This is a genomic window from Kitasatospora sp. LaBMicrA B282, assembly GCF_050325825.1.
GTDB lineage: Bacteria > Actinomycetota > Actinomycetes > Streptomycetales > Streptomycetaceae > Kitasatospora.
Genome location: NZ_JBNQTI010000108.1, coordinates 1 through 16,580, shown reverse-complemented (window position 1 = coordinate 16,580; position 16,580 = coordinate 1). Strand labels below are relative to the sequence as shown.

The 16,580-nt window shown below is 74.9% G+C and carries 12 protein-coding genes; 8 read left to right on the top strand and 4 right to left on the bottom strand.

Annotated elements, in window-relative coordinates; all coding sequences use genetic code 11:
- Window positions 1-5: 5 nt before the first annotated feature.
- Window positions 6-1,643 carry a S1C family serine protease gene (locus tag ACQRUO_RS26015; RefSeq protein WP_428318489.1) on the bottom strand — a complete coding sequence of 546 codons (1,638 nt, stop codon included), beginning with the start codon at window positions 1,641-1,643 and terminating at the stop codon, window positions 6-8.
- Window positions 1,644-2,018: 375 nt separating this feature from the next.
- Between ACQRUO_RS26015 and ACQRUO_RS26010 the strand changes: the two genes are divergently transcribed.
- The 4 genes from ACQRUO_RS26010 to ACQRUO_RS25995 all read left to right on the top strand — a co-directional run bounded on the left by ACQRUO_RS26010 (window position 2,019) and on the right by ACQRUO_RS25995 (window position 6,471).
- The gene (locus ACQRUO_RS26010) at window positions 2,019-3,449 is read left to right on the top strand and encodes a purine-cytosine permease family protein (RefSeq protein ID WP_428318488.1); all 1,431 of its coding nucleotides are present in this window, start codon (window positions 2,019-2,021) and stop codon (window positions 3,447-3,449) included.
- 127 nt (window positions 3,450-3,576) lie between these two features.
- On the top strand, window positions 3,577-4,437 hold the full coding sequence (locus tag ACQRUO_RS26005) for a glycerophosphodiester phosphodiesterase family protein (protein WP_428318487.1): 861 nt from the start codon (window positions 3,577-3,579) through the stop codon (window positions 4,435-4,437).
- Between the two features lie 340 nt (window positions 4,438-4,777).
- Window positions 4,778-5,359 (top strand): ATP-binding protein, encoded by a 582-nt coding sequence (locus tag ACQRUO_RS26000; protein WP_428318502.1) that lies wholly within the window; start codon window positions 4,778-4,780, stop codon window positions 5,357-5,359.
- 128 nt (window positions 5,360-5,487) lie between these two features.
- Window positions 5,488-6,471: a DUF5926 family protein gene (locus ACQRUO_RS25995; protein ID WP_428318486.1), complete on the top strand. Its 984-nt coding sequence runs from the start codon at window positions 5,488-5,490 to the stop codon at window positions 6,469-6,471.
- A 250-nt stretch (window positions 6,472-6,721) separates the two neighbouring features.
- On the opposite strand, the gene ACQRUO_RS25990 is transcribed toward ACQRUO_RS25995, so the two are convergent.
- Window positions 6,722-7,465 (bottom strand): bifunctional DNA primase/polymerase, encoded by a 744-nt coding sequence (locus tag ACQRUO_RS25990; protein ID WP_428318485.1) that lies wholly within the window; start codon window positions 7,463-7,465, stop codon window positions 6,722-6,724.
- 557 nt (window positions 7,466-8,022) lie between these two features.
- Between ACQRUO_RS25990 and ACQRUO_RS25985 the strand changes: the two genes are divergently transcribed.
- From ACQRUO_RS25985 to ACQRUO_RS25970, 4 genes are all read left to right on the top strand, one after another.
- A complete protein-coding gene (locus ACQRUO_RS25985) occupies window positions 8,023-9,687 on the top strand; it encodes a PP2C family protein-serine/threonine phosphatase (protein WP_428318484.1) in 1,665 nt (554 codons plus the stop codon).
- Between the two features lie 214 nt (window positions 9,688-9,901).
- Window positions 9,902-11,401: an aminopeptidase P family protein gene (locus tag ACQRUO_RS25980; protein WP_428318483.1), complete on the top strand. Its 1,500-nt coding sequence runs from the start codon at window positions 9,902-9,904 to the stop codon at window positions 11,399-11,401.
- A gap of 240 nt (window positions 11,402-11,641) precedes the next feature.
- On the top strand, window positions 11,642-12,628 hold the full coding sequence (locus ACQRUO_RS25975) for a helix-turn-helix domain-containing protein (protein ID WP_428318501.1): 987 nt from the start codon (window positions 11,642-11,644) through the stop codon (window positions 12,626-12,628).
- Between the two features lie 112 nt (window positions 12,629-12,740).
- Window positions 12,741-13,583, top strand: coding sequence for an aquaporin (locus ACQRUO_RS25970; RefSeq protein WP_428318482.1), 843 nt, complete (start codon window positions 12,741-12,743; stop codon window positions 13,581-13,583).
- Window positions 13,584-13,589: 6 nt separating this feature from the next.
- Here ACQRUO_RS25970 and ACQRUO_RS25965 read toward each other — a convergent pair whose 3' ends face one another.
- Window positions 13,590-14,867 (bottom strand): hypothetical protein, encoded by a 1,278-nt coding sequence (locus tag ACQRUO_RS25965; RefSeq protein WP_428318481.1) that lies wholly within the window; start codon window positions 14,865-14,867, stop codon window positions 13,590-13,592.
- Between the two features lie 198 nt (window positions 14,868-15,065).
- On the bottom strand, window positions 15,066-16,241 hold the full coding sequence (locus ACQRUO_RS25960; RefSeq protein ID WP_428318480.1) for a hypothetical protein: 1,176 nt from the start codon (window positions 16,239-16,241) through the stop codon (window positions 15,066-15,068).
- Window positions 16,242-16,580 lie beyond the last annotated feature (339 nt).

Genomic DNA, 16,580 nt, shown 5'->3' with positions numbered 1-16,580 from the left:
CAGCGTCACTGCGCGGTGTCGCCGACCCGGCTGCCCAGGGTGACGGTGGTGTGGCCGGGGGTGCCGTTGCGGGTGTAGTCGACGTCCACCTTGTCGCCGGGGGCGTGCGTCCAGATCGCGCTCACCAGGTCGGCGTCGTTGTCGATGATCTCGCCGCCGAGCTTGGTGATCACGTCGCCGGGCTTCAGGCCGGCCTGGTCGGCCGGGCCGCCCGGGGTGACCGGCGCGGTGCTGCCCATCGGGCTGGTCATGATCTGCGCGCCGTCACCGTTGTAGTCGGTGTTCCGCAGCACGCCGAGGGTCGGGTAGGTGGGGGTCCCGCTGCTGATCAGCATCTGGGCCACCCGGCCGGCCTGGTTGATCGGGATCGCGAAGCCGAGGCCGATGCTGCCGGCCTGACCGGTGCCGCTGGTGTTGTTGGACTGGATCGCCGAGTTGATGCCGATCACCTGGCCGCTGGCGTTGAGCAGCGGGCCGCCGGAGTTGCCCGGGTTGATCGAGGCGTCGGTCTGCAGCGCGTTCATGTACGAGGTCTGGGTGCTGTTCTGCTCGCCCGACTGCACCGGCCGGTTCTTGGCGCTGATGATGCCGGAGGTGACGGTGCTCTCCAGGTCGTACGGGGCGCCGATGGCGATCGCCACGTCACCGACCGCGACCTGGTCGGAGTTGCCCAGCGGCAGCGGGTTGAGCTTCTCGCTCGGCTGGGCGTCCAGCTTGATCACCGCGATGTCGTAGCCCTGGGCGGCGCCGATCACCGAGGCCGGGTAGGAGTTGCCGTCGGAGAACTTGACGGTCAGCTTGCCGCCGCTCTTCGCCGGGGCGACCACGTGGTTGTTGGTCAGGATGTGGCCCTGGGTGTCGAAGATGAACCCGGTGCCGGTGCCGGACTCGCTGCTGCCCTCGGCCTTGATCGTCACGGTGCTGGGCAGCGCGTTGTTGGCGATGCCGGCCACCGAGTCGGGAGCCCGGTTGAGCGCGGCGGTGTTGTTGCTGGTGCTCACCGTGGTGCTGGTGCGCACGGTGCCGCCGCCGTTCCCGGAGCCGCCGTCGCCCTTGATCGCCGCACCGGCCAGGCCGCCGACCACGCCGGCCACCAGGGCGACGGCGGCGATCAGCGCGACCAGCCCGCCCTTGCCCTTCCGCTTCGGCGCGGGCAGCGGGCCGTACGGGTAGTGGGCCGCGCCCTCGGCGCCGGGCAGGCCCGGGGCACCGTGCTGGGCCCAGCCGTCGGCGAGCGGGACACCGGCGCCGAACGAGTGCTCCCCGGTGCCGAACGGGTGCTCCCCGGCACCCGGGCCGGCCGGCACGCCGGCGGTGATCGGCGTGCCGCCCGCCACCGGAGCGGCGGGCGGCGGGGTCGTCGCGTAGGGGTTGACCGGCGGCTCGGCGGCCGGCGGCGGGCCCGGCGCGAACGGCGGCGGGGCGTCCAGGTAGCCGGGCGCGGCCGGAGCGGCGGGCTCCGGGGCCGGCTCGAACGTCGGCCGGGGCGTCGGCTCGGGGGCCGGGACCTTGCTGAAGGCCAGGGTCGGCTCGCTCCCGTGCGGAGCGGCACCGTCCGCCGGAGTCCCCCCCGGCTCACCGTGACCGCTGGAGAGCTGCTCCCCCTGCGGCTCGGTGGAACCACTCTCGTGCTCGGTGCTCACGGACGACCTCCATCACGCTGACAGGGACTTGAGGCCCCTAGTTTTTCCCATGGCCGATCTGGTTGCCGTAAGGGACCGCCTGAAGAACTCTTAAGAATCCTCACGCGGAGCCAACGGCCCCCGTTCGCCCTGCTCGCGACACCCGAACGGCCTCCCCCGACGGCGTCCCGCATTGCGGACGGCGCCGCTGCTCGCCTTGGCGGAATCCATGCTCCGGGCTACCCTGTCGCTTCCTGTACGACACGCGGGAGCTTGGACCTGCCAGGCTGAGAGTGCGCTGATCGACCGTACGCCATCGGGCTGACGCCGGTGCGGTCGAGGGAGCGCTGACCGCCGGAACCTGTCCGGGTAATGCCGGCGTAGGGAGCCCTGGCCATGACGGCTGCTTCGCCTTCCCCTGCCTCCTCCTCGAAGAACCCGGGGAATTCCGCCCCGGCGGACTCCTCCGGGACGGGCACCGCCCTGCTGGACCGCCCGGTCGCCGACCGGGCCGAGGCGCCGCTGGTGCTGGACACCGCCCCGCCGCGCACCCTGGGTTTCAAGGACCAGTTCGCGCTCTGGGGCAACCTCGGTATCAGTCTGATCGGGTTCACCAGCGCCGCCACCGTGCTGGGCCAGCCCGGCAGCGAGCTCTCCTTCACCGCCGCGATGACCGCGACGGTGGGCGGCACGGTGATCGGCACCGCGATGCTCGGCCTGGCCGCGCTGGTCGGCGCCCGCACCGGCGCGCCGGCCATGGCGGTGCTGCGCGGGCTGTTCGGCACCCGGCTCTCCTACCTGCCGACCGTGCTGAACATCCTGCAGTGCATCGGCTGGGGCGTCTTCGAGCTGATGGTGATCGCCTCGGGGGCCCAGACGGTGGCCGGCACCCAGGGCTGGCGCTGGCTCTTCGTGGTGCTGGCGGGTCTGCTGACCACGGCGCTCACCATCTGGCCGCTGGGCTCGATCGCGGCGCTGCGCAAGTACGTGGCGATCGCGGTGGGCGTGGCGATGGTCTACTTCACCGTGCAGCTCGGCCGGCAGGGCTGGCCGAACCCGGGGGCCGGGAACTGGAAGGGCGTGCTCAGCGCCACCGACGCGGTGGTCGCCGTCTCGATCTCCTTCGTGCCGCTGGCCGCCGACTACACCCGCCACTCGCGCACCGGGCGGGCCTCCTTCTGGGGGACCTTCTCCGGCTACACCATCGCCCAGATCTGGTGCTACCTGCTCGGTCTGATCGCGCTGCTCCAGTCCGGCGGCAACTCGGACAACCTGCTGAAGTCCTTCTCCGGCGTGGCCGCCGGCTGGGCCTTCCTGCTGGTGCTGGTGCTGCGCGAGGCGGACCAGTCGTTCGCCAACGTCTACTCGACCGCGATGTCGGTGCACAACCTCTTCCCGCGGGTGGACCGGCGGGTGCTGACCGGCGGGATCGGGGTGCTGGTCACCGTGGCGGCGCTGCGGATCACCGAGTTCACCAACGCCTACTACGCCTTCCTCGGCCTGATCGGCTCGGTCTTCGTGCCGCTGCTCGCGGTGCTGGCCGCCGACTTCTTCCTGGGGCGCGGCCGGCGCGGCTGGGACCTGTCGCAGCAGGCCCCGGCCCGGCCGCTGATGCTGCTGCCGTGGGCGCTGGGCTTCGCCGCCTACCAGTTCCTGGAGCCGACCCAGAACGCCGGGGCCTGGACCCGCGGCTGGACCCACCTGCAGGGGTGGCTGCACTTCACCCCGCAGCAGTGGACCTCCGCGTCGGTCTTCTCCTTCCTGGTCGCCGGCCTGGTGACGCTCGGCCTGAACCGGCTGACGGAGCCCGCACCGGTCGCCGAGTAGCACCGCCGCGGCGGCCCGTCCGGCCGCCCGCAGGCGCCTGAGCTGCGACGACGAGTCCCCCCGCCGGCCACCTCCGACGGGGGGACTCGCCGCGTCCGCCGCACCGGCACGCCGTAGGGTTCGTGGTGTGACGACTCCCGACCTGTTCGCCGCCGACCCCGCCCGCGCCGCGCGGGCGGTGCAGGTGGTCGCCCACCGCGGCTCCTCCGCGGCCCTGCCCGAGCACACCCTGGCGGCCTACCGCCGGGCGCTGGCCGAGGGGGCCGACGCGGTCGAGTGCGACGTCCGGCTGACCCGGGACCGGCAACTGGTCTGCGTCCACGACCGGACCATCGCCCGGGTCTCGGACGGCGGGCGCCGGGTGGTCTCCACGCTCACCCTGGCCGAGCTGCAGGCGTACGACTTCGGGTCCTGGAAGCCGGCGGCCGACGGCGCCCGGGGTGCGGGGGCGCAGGACGATCCCGAGCGGCGCTCGGTGCTGACCCTGGAGTCGCTGCTGGAGCTGGTCGCGGACTGCGGGCGCCGGGTGGACCTGGCGATCGAGACCAAGCACCCGGTGCGCTACCGGGGCGCCGTGGAGGCCGAGCTGGTGCGGATGCTGCGCCGGTTCGGGATCGGCGGCGCGGCCTGCGGCGACCAGGGCGACGAGCGGCGGCCGCACGCCCGGCTGATGAGCTTCTCCGGCACGGCGCTGGGGCGGCTGCGCACCCAGGCGCCGGAGTTCCCCCGGGTCTTCCTCTTCGAGCACCCGTCGCTGCTCAAGCTGTGGCCGGGCGCGGGCCTGCCGGCCGGTGCGGTGATCGCCGGCCCCGGGATCGAACTGGTCCGCCGCAGGCCGGACTTGATCCGGAGCCTGCGGGCCGCCGGGCACCGGGTGCACGTCTGGACGGTGGACGAGCCGGCGGACGTGACGCTCTGCCTGGAGCTCGGGGTGGAGGCGATCATCACCAACCGCCCGCGCGCGGTCCTGGACCAGCTGGGCCGGTGAATCGGGCGTACGCGGGCGCGTGAACGCGCCACCCGGTGGCCCCGGCGGACGGATTCCGCTCCCCCGACTGACACAGCGTGAGCAGCTAATCACCTTTTGCGCACAGCGTGTTGCGGGTCACTCCGCGGACTTCACAATTGACGGACCACGAGCGGCCCAACCCGTTTCCGGCACATTCCCCCGGGGCATCCATCCCACGGCAAACGCTGAAGGAGGTCCGGGGGTGGCGTTGATGGTGGCGCGCGAAGTGCCGACTTCATCGACCATGGCGGTGCCGCACGGTCCGGCCAGTGTCGGGGCCGCCCGGCGCCGGCTGCGGCGTGATCTGGGCGACCGGAAGGTGCCCGCTGCCGTCATCGACGACGCGGTTCTGATCCTTTCCGAACTGCTCAGCAATTCCTGCCGCTATGCGCGGCCGCTCGCTCCATTGCCCGATCTGGCGCCCGAACTCGCCGGGGGGGCGCACGAGGGAATTCCGGTTCGCCCGACGGATTTGGCGCCGGCGGAACGGGCGGAATCCGGCGCCGCGAGCCCGCACCTGGTCGCCGCCGGGACGCACCGCCGGGCCGGGCACCGACCCGGGCCGGCCGGGGCCGAGCGGGCCGGAGCCGAGCGCGCGGCCGAGCACCGCCGCGACAGCCCGGCCGAGCACCGCACCGAGCACCCGGCGGACCAGCCCGGTGGCGTGCTGGTGCGCTGGCAGGTGCACAGCGACGGCCTGCTCACCCTGGAGGTCACCGACGGCGGCGCCGCCACCCGGCCGGTGCCGGCCTCCCCCTCGCTCACCGCGAAGGGCGGGCGCGGGCTGAGCATCGTGGACCAGCTGGCGGTGGACTGGGGCGTGCGGGACGCGCCCGGCGAGGTGACCGTCTGGGCGGCGCTGCCGGCCCGGGTCGGCGAGCCGGTCCGCCGCTCGGCCTGAGGCCACCCGACCCGCGCCGCTCGGCTCGGGGGCGACCCGGTCCCCGCCGCTCGGCCCGGCGGGCCGGCGACCCGATTCTCAGTAGGCTGCCCCGGAACAGTGCCCACCACTCCCGGGAGAGCCGCACCATGGCCAAGAAGGCCGCCAAGAAGTCGTCCCAGCCCAACCGCGCCGCCGTCGCGGACGGCGCCGTCCCCGTCGTCGGCGCCCGCGAGGACTGCCCGTGCGGTTCCGGCCGCCGCTACAAGGCCTGCCACGGCCGCCAGGCCGCGCACGCCGTCCAGGAGCTGGTGCACCGCCCGTTCGAGGGCCTGCCCGGCGAGGCCGACTGGGTGGCACTGCGCGAGCTGGTGCCCGCCGCCACCGTGCCGCTGACGCTGGCCGCGGGGGTGGCCGACGGCGCCACGGGCGAGGTCCCCTCGGTCACCCTGGCCACCGTGCTGCCGCTGGCCTGGCCGGCGCTGCGCCGTCCCGACGGCTCGATCCTGCTCGGGCTGCAGACCCAGTCCTCCTCCGGCGACCTGAGCCGCGACCTGGCCGACGCGCTCACCGAAGCGCTGGTCACCGAGCCCGGCAACCCGGTGCCGACCCGCCGGGCGGCCGCCGACGGCCCGCGCCTGCAGGACCTGCTGGACCTCGCCGCGCCGTTCGTCCCGGCCGTGCACAGCGGGTTCGAGTTCTGGCTGGAGGACGCCGAGGCCGCCACCGGCGAGGTGGCCGCCTCGCTGGAGCGGGCCAACGCCTCGGCCATCCCGACCGAGAAGATCGCCTCGGTCCCCAGCGCCTACTGGTGCGGCACCCCGGACAAGAACCACCTGCGCTGGGTGATGACGGTGCCCGAGGAGACCCTGCTGGACGCGCTGGCCCGGCTCTCGGCCGTCGGCGAGGCCTCGCTGGGCGAGGGCACCAAGCTGGTCGGCTCGTTCCGCGCGCACGGGCTGACCGTGCCGGTCTGGGACCTGCCGGTCGAGATGACGGCGGCCGACTGCGAGAAGCCGGCGGCGGCCTTCGCCGAGCGGCTGGCCGGCGCGCTGGCGGCCCCCGCGCCCCTGACCGCGGAGGAGCGCCGCGCCCGCGCCAACCTGGTGAGCCGTCAGGTCACCCTGAACTGACCGAAGCTGTCGGATGGTGACCGGAGCCGACCGCCAGAGCGTGACTCCGGTCACATCCGACCCGGCTGACCGGGGATTCTCTCCACCTCGCCCGCCAGGGAAATTGGCGCGAGCGCAAATCCTTGTTACTGTTTAAAACAGTCCGGCCGCTGGTGCATCCCCCGTCGCCAGCGGCCGGATCTTCCATGCGGGCCCGCAGCGTGTCGTCTCCGCCGCGCCCGCCCCGACACCGCGTCAACCGATCCGGCCCTCAGTAGGCCAGTCGGCTGCCGTCCGGCACCGCCGAACCGGCCGCCACCAGCGCCTCCAGCAGCCCCGCCACCGGCGGCAGCCACACCCCGCCGCCCGGCCCCGGCACCGGCCGCCGCACCCAGCGCAGCTGGGCCCCCGCCGCCCCGCCGGGTGCGCCCGGCGCCCGGCCGACCCAGGACGGCGGCAGCACCAGGTACCCGCCCGGCCCGTGGAAGCGCACCGAGCTCGGCACCCGGCCGGGACCGCCGCCGGGGCACAGCGTCCGCTCCTGCTCGGCCAGCAGCTCGGCCAACTCCGGGTACCCGTACGGCGCGACGAGCAGCGCCCAGCGGGTCGGCCCGGCCAGCACCGGCCCGGTGCCGATCCGCAGCGCCGCCAGGTAGGCCAGCAGCCGCCCGCCCACCGCGGCCGGCACGCTGACCGCCGCCACCGCCTGCCCGGTCGGCACCAGCACCGGCGCCTGCGGGCAGTGCCGCTCCCACCACCAGCGCACCATCCGGGCATCGGTGGTGGCCGCCAGCAGGGCCAGCTCGTGCGGGTGCGCGCCCGGGACCGGGCAGCCCGGCTCGCCGCAGGAGCAGCACGGACCGCGACCGGCCGGCCCCCGCCCGTCCGCCCGCTCGAGCAGCACCGCGCCCGGCAGCACCGGCCAGCGCCAGCGCTCGGCGCAGGTCAGCGCCGCCTGGAGCAGCACCCGCCGGGTCCCGCGGTGCCTGGTGGACAACTCCCGCGCATCACGCATGGGCACTCGTTCCTCTCCGCAACCGGCTCGGCAACCATCGACTCGGATCGTCTGGCAGGGGGTGCTGGCGACTGGCTCAACAGCTGTCGCGGCCGGGGAGCCGCGGGAGGTGCTCGGCGTCGTGCGCGCCGGAAGGCGACCGGGGCAGGCCTGGGTGCGCCACTGGCACGAGAATCCCTCATGCGACGGGTGGGACGCCGGGCAGCGGCCACTGGTTCCACCGTACGAGTGAGTGACTTCTGGTCAGCCCGGTTGCCGGGTGGGGGGATCCCTACGCTCCGGGCAGGGTCCGGCAACCCCTGCACTGCTTCTGCCCGCTGACCGCCGCCGCCACGCACGGCAGCGGCGGCCGAAGCCCCGGGGTCCCCGCGGCGCGCCCGGAGCGCGGGCCCGCTCCCGCCCCGCGCGGGCCCGGTTCCGCAGAACCAGCCATCCGGCGGGGTCCCGATTCTGGACACGTACCGACCGACCTGTGTAGAAGTGGGGCATTGGAGTGGTTTGGCAGGCCTTCGTACCGTACGGCCGCGCGCCGTGCGGCCACTGCGGGGAGTCGCGGCATGAGTGACAAGCGTTCGTCCGGCGCCGCCGGCACAAGTGGGAGCTCACCGGAACCGGCCGAGAGCCCCGGCGGCGGCGAGGGCCCGCAACCGGCGCCCGGCCGCCTGGCCACGCTGCTCGACCTCCCCCAGCCCACCGGCGGCGAGCCGGCGCCACCGCGCACCGGCGAGCCGCGTGACGGCACCACCGGGGAGAGACCTGACGGAGCCTCAGATCTGCGCGGCGCCAGGGAGGTTGCCGACAGCGGCGGGCGCCCCCCGGAGCCCGTCGGAGCCACCGGCACGCTGGACCGGCTGCCGCCGGAGGCCCGCCTCGCCGCCCTGGAGCTGCTCCAACGGCACACCGAGCGGCTCGCCCGGGCCCGCGACCTGGCCGCCACCATGACCACCCTGCTCGGCTCCGGCGCCGAACTGCTCGGCGCGCACCGGGCGCTGCTGGTCCCGGTGGCCGGCCACCACGCCGAGCCGCACCCGCCGCTCGACCCCGGCGGCGCGGACCAGAGCGCGGACGCCGCCGTGCACGGCCCGGCCGGCAGCGGCTGGCAGGACCACGCCGGCCACGGCCCGATGGTCGGCCTGGCCCTGGACCACGCCGCGATCGGCGCGCTGGAGACCGTCCCGGTCGACCACGGCCCGTTCGCCGGCCTGCTGCGCACCACCGGGCGCCCGCACCGGCTGCTGAACGCCGACCTGGCCGCCGACCCCGCGGTGGACCCGCGCTTCCGCGAGGTGGCCGCCACCCTCGGCCTGGCCGCCTGCTTCGCGCTGCCGCTGGCCACCGCCGAGGACGGCCCGCTCGCCGCCGTCGTCTGGTTCTTCCCGAGTGCCGGTCAACCGACCGATCTGCAACAGGAGTTGGCCCACCGCTACGTCGAGTTCGCGGCCCCGCTGCTGGCCGGCCGGCTGGCCGCCGAGCGCAGCCGGCGGGCCACCGAGGCGCTGCGCCGCGGCCTGCTGCCGGACCACCTGCCCTACCTGTCCGGCCTGCGGCTGGCCGCCCGCTGGGTGCCGGCCGACCTGGACCGCTCGGCCGGCAGCGACTGGTACGACGCGATCGCGCTGCCGGACGGCTCGCTCGGCCTGACCGTCGGCTCGGTCTCCGGCGACGGCCCCGGCGCCGGCCCCGCCTCCGCCACCGGGGCGGCCACCGCGATGGGCCGGCTGCGGGCCGCGCTGCGCGCCTACGCGGTGCTGGAGGGCGAGGACCCGGTCGCCGTGCTCGGCGACCTGGAGCTGCTGCTCAAGTCCTGCGAGCCGGCCCGCACCGCCACCGCCGTCTACGCCTGCCTCGACCCCGAGGAGCGCCGGATCGCGCTGGCCGGTGCGGGCCACTGCCCGCCGCTGCTGGTCACCCGCTACGGCGCCAACTTCGTGGAGACCTCGCTCTCCGCCCCGCTCGGCATGCTCAGCTGCTGGGAGGCGCCCGGCGTGGAGCTCAACGCCGAGCGCGGCGACCTGCTGCTGCTCTACACCGAGGGCCTGGCCCGCCGCTGCGGCCCGACCCTGCACGCCGGGCAGGCCCGGCTGCGCAAGGCCGCCGCGGACGCCCCGCGCTCGGTGCGGCACGACCCGGACCAGCTCTGCGCGCACCTGCTCGACACCTGCACCGAGCCGGACGGCGAGGCCACCGACGACCTGGTGCTGCTGGCGGCGCGGTTCGACTGAGCTGGTCGCAGAACGCTCGGGGCTTGTCGCGGAACGCCGGGGGCTTGTCGCAGCAGGCCGGGGGCTCGTTGCGGAAGGCCGGGGCCGGGCGGCCCGGCCCCTCCCGAACGGTTGATCGGACGGTGATCCGTACCATGGGACCCGAAGCCGCCCACCAGGTGTCGTGACCCGACGTGCCAGGGGCGGCCTGGTGACTCGCAAGGAGGCGACGAGCGTGACCGAGGACCGCACCCCGGCAGCGGCGGACAACCCCGAGGGGGCCCAGAGCCCGGAGGAGTCGGCGGAACAGCCGACCAAGGGGCGTAAGAACGGCCTGTACGGCGAGGTCTCCGACGAGCTGGCCGCGTCGATGAAGTCCGGCTGGGCCGACACCGAGCTGCACGGGCTGGCGCCGATCGAGCAGGCCGGCCACGCCGCCGCCCGGCGCGCCGCGCTCTCCGCCGCCTTCCCCGGCGAGCGCCTGGTGATCCCGGCGGGCAACCTGCGCACCCGCGCCAACGACACCGAGTACTCCTTCCGCGCCGCCAGCGAGTACGTGCACCTGACCGGCAACCAGACCGAGGACGCCGCGCTGGTCCTGGAGCCGCGCGCCGCGGGCGGCCACGACCAGTACCTCTACCTGCTGCCGCGCTCCGACCGGGAGAACGGCGAGTTCTGGCTGGACGGCCAGGGCGAGCTCTGGGTCGGCCGCCGGCACAGCCTGACCGAGGCCGAGCAGCTGCTCGGCCTGCCGGCCCGCGACGTGCGCAAGGCCGCCGAGGAGCTGGCCGCCGCCGACACCGCGGTGCGCACCCGGATCGTGCGCGGCTACGACGCCGGCCTGGAGGCCGCGGTCACCAGCACCGAGGAGGGCGACGACGAGCTGAAGGTCTTCCTCAGCGGCCTGCGCCTGGTCAAGGACGCGTGGGAGGTCGGGCAGCTGCGCGCCGCCTGCGACGCCACCGTCAAGGGCTTCACCGACGTGGTGCGCGAGCTGGGCCAGGCGGTGGCCACCTCCGAGCGCTGGATCGAGGGCACCTTCTGGCGCCGCGCCCGGGTCGAGGGCAACGACGTGGGCTACGGCTCGATCGCCGCGGCCGGCCCGCACGCCACCACCCTGCACTGGGTCCGCAACGACGGCGACGTCCGCCCGGGCGAGCTGCTGCTGCTGGACGCCGGCGTGGAGACCGCCACCCTCTACACCGCCGACGTCACCCGCACGCTGCCGATCAACGGCACCTTCTCGCCGCTGCAGCGCAAGATCTACGACGCCGTGTACGCCGCCCAGGAGGCCGGTATCGCGGCGGTCAAGCCGGGTGGGAAGTTCCGCGACTTCCACGACGCCGCGCAGCGCGTGCTGGCCGAGCACCTGCTCGCCTGGGGCCTGCTGGACGCCTCGGTCTACGACGTGGAGAAGGTGCTGGAGCTCGGCCTGCAGCGCCGCTGGACCCTGCACGGCACCGGTCACATGCTCGGCCTCGACGTGCACGACTGCGCCCACGCCCGCCGCGAGTCCTACGTGGACGCGCCGCTGGAGCCGGGCATGTGCCTGACCGTCGAGCCCGGCCTGTACTTCCAGGCCGACGACCTGACGGTCCCCGAGGAGTACCGCGGCATCGGCGTCCGGATCGAGGACGACATCCTGGTCACCGCCGACGGCAACGAGAACCTCTCGGCCGCGCTGCCCCGGCAGGCCGACGAGGTCGAGGCCTGGATGGCCTCGCTGACGGGCTGACCGACCGCGCCCCGACCCGATCGGCACCGGCCACCGGCCGGTGCCGATCGTTTTGCGGCAGCTTCGGTCGGCCCCGGTCGGCCCCGGTCCGCCGCGTTCCCGGTCCGGCCGGGCCGGGCGGGCGTCAGTACACTCACCAAAAGCCTCACGGCGGACGCAGGGGGACGGATGACCGGGCGGACGATCGAGCAGCGCGGGCCGCGGGCGGTGGACGTGGCGATCGGGCGCCGGCCCGAGCCGGTGCACACGGTCGCCGTGTACGCCTTCGACGGGATGGCGCCGTTCGAGCTGGGCGTGGTGGTGGAGGTCTTCGGGCTGGCCCGGCCGGAGCTCGCGGGGCTGCTCTCGGCGCCCTGGTACGACCTGAAGGTCTGCGCCGACGAGCCGGGGCGGCCGCTGGCCGCGGTGGGCGGGTTCGAGCTGGTCGCCCGGCACGGGCTGGACGAGCTGGCGGCCGCCGACACGGTGATCGTGGTGGGGGTGGCGAACGCCTTCGGCGGCACGGTGTCGCCGGAGCTGGTGGCCGCGCTGCGCACGGCGCACGAGCGCGGCGCCCGGATCGTGTCGATCTGCTCGGGCGCCTTCGCACTGGCCGCGGCCGGGCTGCTGGACGGGCGGGAGGCCACCACCCACTGGCGGTACGCCGAGTTGCTGAAGCAGCGCCACCCGCAGGTCCGGGTCAACCCGGACGTGCTCTACGTGGACCACGGCGACCTGCTCACCAGCGCGGGCAGCGCGGCCGGCATCGACCTCTGCCTGCACCTGGTGCGCCGGGACCACGGCGCCCGGGTGGCCAACACGGTGGCCCGCCGGTTCGTGGTGCCGCCGCACCGGGAGGGCGGGCAGGCGCAGTTCATCGAGGCCGCGGTCGCCCCGGTGGCCGAGGCGGCGGACGGGGTCGCGCAGAGCATGCAGTGGGCGCTCGACCACCTGACGGCGCCGCTGACGGTGGCCCTGCTGGCCCGGGCGGCCCACATGTCCGAGCGCTCCTACCTGCGGCACTTCACCGCGCGCAACGGGACCAGCCCGATGCGCTGGGTGATCGCGCAGCGGATCGCGGCCAGCCTGCCGCTGCTGGAGGCGCTGGACGGGACGGTGGAGGAGATCGCCGCGGCGGTCGGCTTCGAGAGCGCAGCGACCTACCGGCACCACTTCGGGCGGACCATGCGCACCTCGCCCACCACCTACCGGCGCACCTTCGCCGGCGCCGGTGGGCAGCGCGCCTGACCGGTCTCGTAGGACCCGCTGACCGGACGTCGAACGGACGACCGCGAGGCTGGAGATACCGCCATCAGGACACCCGTTGTCACCGTCCGCATACAGACCGGACCATGGTGTCATGATCCTCGGGACTCCCTCCCTCGGCCGCCGGGTGGCCGCCGAGGCCGTGGGCACAGGCATTCTCTCGCTCGCCGTGATCGGCTCCGGCCTGCAGGCCGCGGTGCTCAGCCAGGACGGCGGCGTCCAGCTGCTGACCAACACCCTCGCCTCGGTCTGCGCGCTCGGGGTGCTGCTGGCGCTCCTCGGGCCGGTCTCCGGGGCGCACCTGAACCCGCTGGTCACCGCCGGGCTCTGGTGGACCAACCGGGGCACCGCGCAGGCGCTGCCCGGCCGGGAGGTGCTCGGCTACGCCGTCGGGCAGCTGGTCGGCGCCGGTGGCGGGGCGGTGCTGGCCGGGCTGATGTTCGACCGGAGCACGCTGGGCTTCGCCCACCAGGCGCGGACCGGCCCCGCGCAGTGGACCGGCGAGGTGGTGGCGACCGCGGTGCTGCTGCTGGTCGCCTTCGGACTGGGCCGCGCGGGGCGGCAGCGCTACGCGCCGGCGGCGGTGGCGGGCTGGATCGCGGCCGGGATCTGGGCCACCGCCTCGGGCTGCTTCGCCAACCCCGCACTCACCGTCGGCCGGGCGCTGAACGCCGGGTACACCGGGATCGCGCCGGCCTCGGTCCCCGGTTTCCTGCTGGCCCAGCTGCTCGGCTCGGCGATCGGGCTGGGGCTGGTCCGGCTGCTCTTCGGCCCGGGCGGGCGACGTGGTGACGGGCCGCCGGACGGCACCGGCGACGGGTCGGGCGGCAGCCGGGTGGTGGCCCGCGGCGGGCTGCCGGAGCAGGGGGCGGAGCGGGTGGCGGAACGGACCGTGGCGCAGACCGTGGAGCGGACCGTACGGCCCGAGCCGGCCTGACCGGCGTCAGCCGTGCATCGCCGCCGGGGTGCGCACCTCGCTGCCGGTCTGCTGCCGCGGCACGTTGCCCCGGCCCTTGGCCCGCCGTCCGCCGCCGTTGCCGCGCCCCGCGCCGCCCTGCCCGCCACCGCGGCCCCGCCGCGGCTTCTTGGTGGGCCAGAGCAGCACGTACGCGGTGGAGACCACCACGAAGGCCAGCCGGATGAACCCGCGCGCCGAGTCGCTCGGGACCACCAGCGTGCCGCCGTAGAGCGTGACGAAGGCGATCCAGCTCCACCAGGGCACCAGGCGGCGCTGGCCGACCGCGTCCCAGAGCAGGGTGCCCAGCAGGATCGAGGCCGTGTAGTAGGTGTAGACGCTCGGGTCGAGCAGGATCCGGGCGTTCGCGCCGACCAGCACCACGGCCGGCCAGCGCCCGCGCCGCACCGCCAGCGCGCCCAGGCCCATCCCGATGGCGAACTGGGCCGGCCGGTCCCAGACCGGGGTGGACGGGTCGGAGACGCCGAGCCAGCGCAGCGAGGAGGCGGGCTGGTTCGGGATGGTGAACTTGGCGGCCGCCATCGAGCCCAGGTTGCCCAGGTAGAACGGCAGCCAGGCGATGGCGATCAGGCCGAAGCACCAGAGGAAGGAGCGCTTCCAGTCCTGCTTGGGCAGCGCCAGGATCAGCACGACGAAGGAGATCGCCCAGGGCTTGGAGTCGACCGCCAGGGCCAGGTAGATGCCCAGCGCGACCGGCTTGTTCCGGGCCAGCGCGTGCACCGCGAGCATGGTGAAGAAGAGCGCGAGCACGTCGTCCATGTGCGCGAACCGGACCGAGACCTCGACCCACATCGGGATGAAGGCCAGACCCGCGATCAGGATCCGCTGCTGGAGCCGGCGGTGGTTGGTGCCGGTGCCGCGGTAGTACCAGGCGGCCGTGCGGCCGGCCAGCACCAGCATGATCAGGCCGAGCATCGACATCGTCGCCTCGGCCAGCACCTGGCCCAGGTGCGGCGGGAAGGGCGCGAAGATCCGGGCCGCGGCCAGGCTGACCGGCCCGATCTGCAGCTCCGGGTGGTGCGCGTAGAGCGAGAGCCCGCCGTCCTGGCTGCCGGGCGCGAAGAGCAGCTGCTCGCCCTGGCGCAGGTAGTGCCAGGAGACGCCACCGCTCGGCTGGACGATCAGGAACCAGATGACGGTCCAGGCGAACAACAACAGGTGGTGTCTGCGGACAGGCAGGAACGCGATCCGGCCGGTGTCCGACCCGTAATCCTTCGCGCCCTTGTCCGCGCTGGCTCCACGCACCTCTGTTCCTCTTCCCCGGCCGGCCCCCTCGGCCGGACATCCTATGCGATCAATGCGAACAGCCGACCGGCTGCGCGACCGGCTGTGGCCGGTCCCACAACCCGCCCCCGGGCGGGCCGGACCGCTGTCCGACCCGCCCGGGGGCGGGTTGTGGACCGGCCCGTTCGGTGATCACCCAGCTCAGCCGGGCTCCCGGGGTCAGGCGTGCCGCGCCCCGCCCTTGCGCCGGCGCAGCACCACCAGGGTGCCGACACCGGCGGCGAGCACCGTCGCACCGGCGATCGCGATCGGCGCGGCGTCGCTGCCGCCACCGGTGAAGGCCAGGCTCTTCTCGTCCGCCGCCGCCTGGGACTGCGCCTGCTGCACGGCACCGGCCGGGACCGGCACGGTGACCGGCTTGGGCGGCTGGACCGGGAACGGGGTCACCGGCGTGTCGGTGCCGGTGGCGGGCGCCGCCGGGGCCGAGGTGGTCGGGGAGGCCGAGGGGGTGTGGCTGTGGCTCGCGGAGGTGGAGGCGCTCGGGCTGTGGCTCGGGCTGGCGCTTGCGGAAGCGCTCGCACTCGCACTCGCCGACGCGGAGGCGCTCGCCGACGCGCTGGCCGAGGCACTGGCGGAGGCGGACGGCGAGGCCGAGGTGCTCGGCGAGGCGGACGCGCTGGCGCTCGCGGACGCACTGGCGCTGGCCGAGGTCGAGGCCGAGGCACTGGCCGACGGGCTCGGGCTGTGGCTCGGACCGCCACCGTGCGGCGGGCAGACGCAGAAGAAGGACGGCTCGCTGTACGACAGCTCACCCGCCTGGGTGGGCTGCTGGTCGCCGTCCACCGGCGCCCAGTAGGCGATGAACTGCGCCATCGCCGACCCGAGCGGGTTGTCCGCCGGCAGCCCCAGCCGGATCTTGATCGAGACCGACTTGCCCGCCTTGACGAAGATCAGCCCGGCCGCCGCCGGCTCCCCGTTGTCGTCCAGCGGCCCGAGCAGCCGGACCGACGGCAGGTAGGTCGGGACCGTGCTGTGCTGCCAGTCCTGGTGGTAGCGCTGGTAGTCGAGCAGCTGCTTGGCCACGTCGAAGTCGCCGGCCTGGTCGTTGACCGCCACCGCCGGGTAGAAGACCAGGTCCTGGCCGGTGGTGTTCTTCAGGTCCACGCTGAACTCGGTCGGCTGGTCGCCGGCCGTGACGCAGTGCGGCAGCCCGTGGACGTCGAGCCCGGGCTCGGCGGTCACCGGGACCGGTGCCGTGGTGGGCGAGGCCGACGCCGAGGGGCTGCCGGAACCGAACATCTCCGGGGCCGCGGCGAACGCCGCGGGTGCCGCGGTCAGCAGCACGGCGGAGACCGCGGTTCCGGCGGCAGCGGCCAGGGCGAGTGAACGACGCATGGGTGTGTACACCTCATCATCAAGAACCACGCCCATGAGACCCCCGCCCCTGGGCCTTGGAGAAAGTCCGACGGAGACTACCTGACGAACTGGCAGGCCCCCCTTGGGGGTTCTGGGCCACCGCGAAATCTCCGCAATGCACCCGGGATCCCCGCACGACGTTCAGTCAGGCGTCGCTGCCACCTGCACGATCGGGCCGCCGGTCGTCGACCGGCCGTTCACCTGCTGCAGCACAGCCGGCCGCAACCGGGGGGGGGGGGGACCCGGGGGGGGGGGGGGGGGGGGGAGGGGGTGGGGGGGGGGTGGGGGAGGATCTGGACATCGATGTGGCGCGGGCGG

What these genes read in the sequence shown, in the direction of transcription:
- ACQRUO_RS26010 (WP_428318488.1), top strand. Translation starts at nt 2,019, where the DNA reads ATGACGGCTGCTTCGCCTTCCCCTGCCTCCTCCTCGAAGAACCCGGGG.
- ACQRUO_RS25995 (WP_428318486.1), top strand. Translation starts at nt 5,488, where the DNA reads ATGGCCAAGAAGGCCGCCAAGAAGTCGTCCCAGCCCAACCGCGCCGCC.
- ACQRUO_RS25990 (WP_428318485.1), bottom strand. Translation starts at nt 7,465, where the DNA reads ATGCGTGATGCGCGGGAGTTGTCCACCAGGCACCGCGGGACCCGGCGG.
- ACQRUO_RS25985 (WP_428318484.1), top strand. Translation starts at nt 8,023, where the DNA reads ATGAGTGACAAGCGTTCGTCCGGCGCCGCCGGCACAAGTGGGAGCTCA.
- ACQRUO_RS25970 (WP_428318482.1), top strand. Translation starts at nt 12,741, where the DNA reads ATGATCCTCGGGACTCCCTCCCTCGGCCGCCGGGTGGCCGCCGAGGCC.
- ACQRUO_RS25960 (WP_428318480.1), bottom strand. Translation starts at nt 16,241, where the DNA reads ATGCGTCGTTCACTCGCCCTGGCCGCTGCCGCCGGAACCGCGGTCTCC.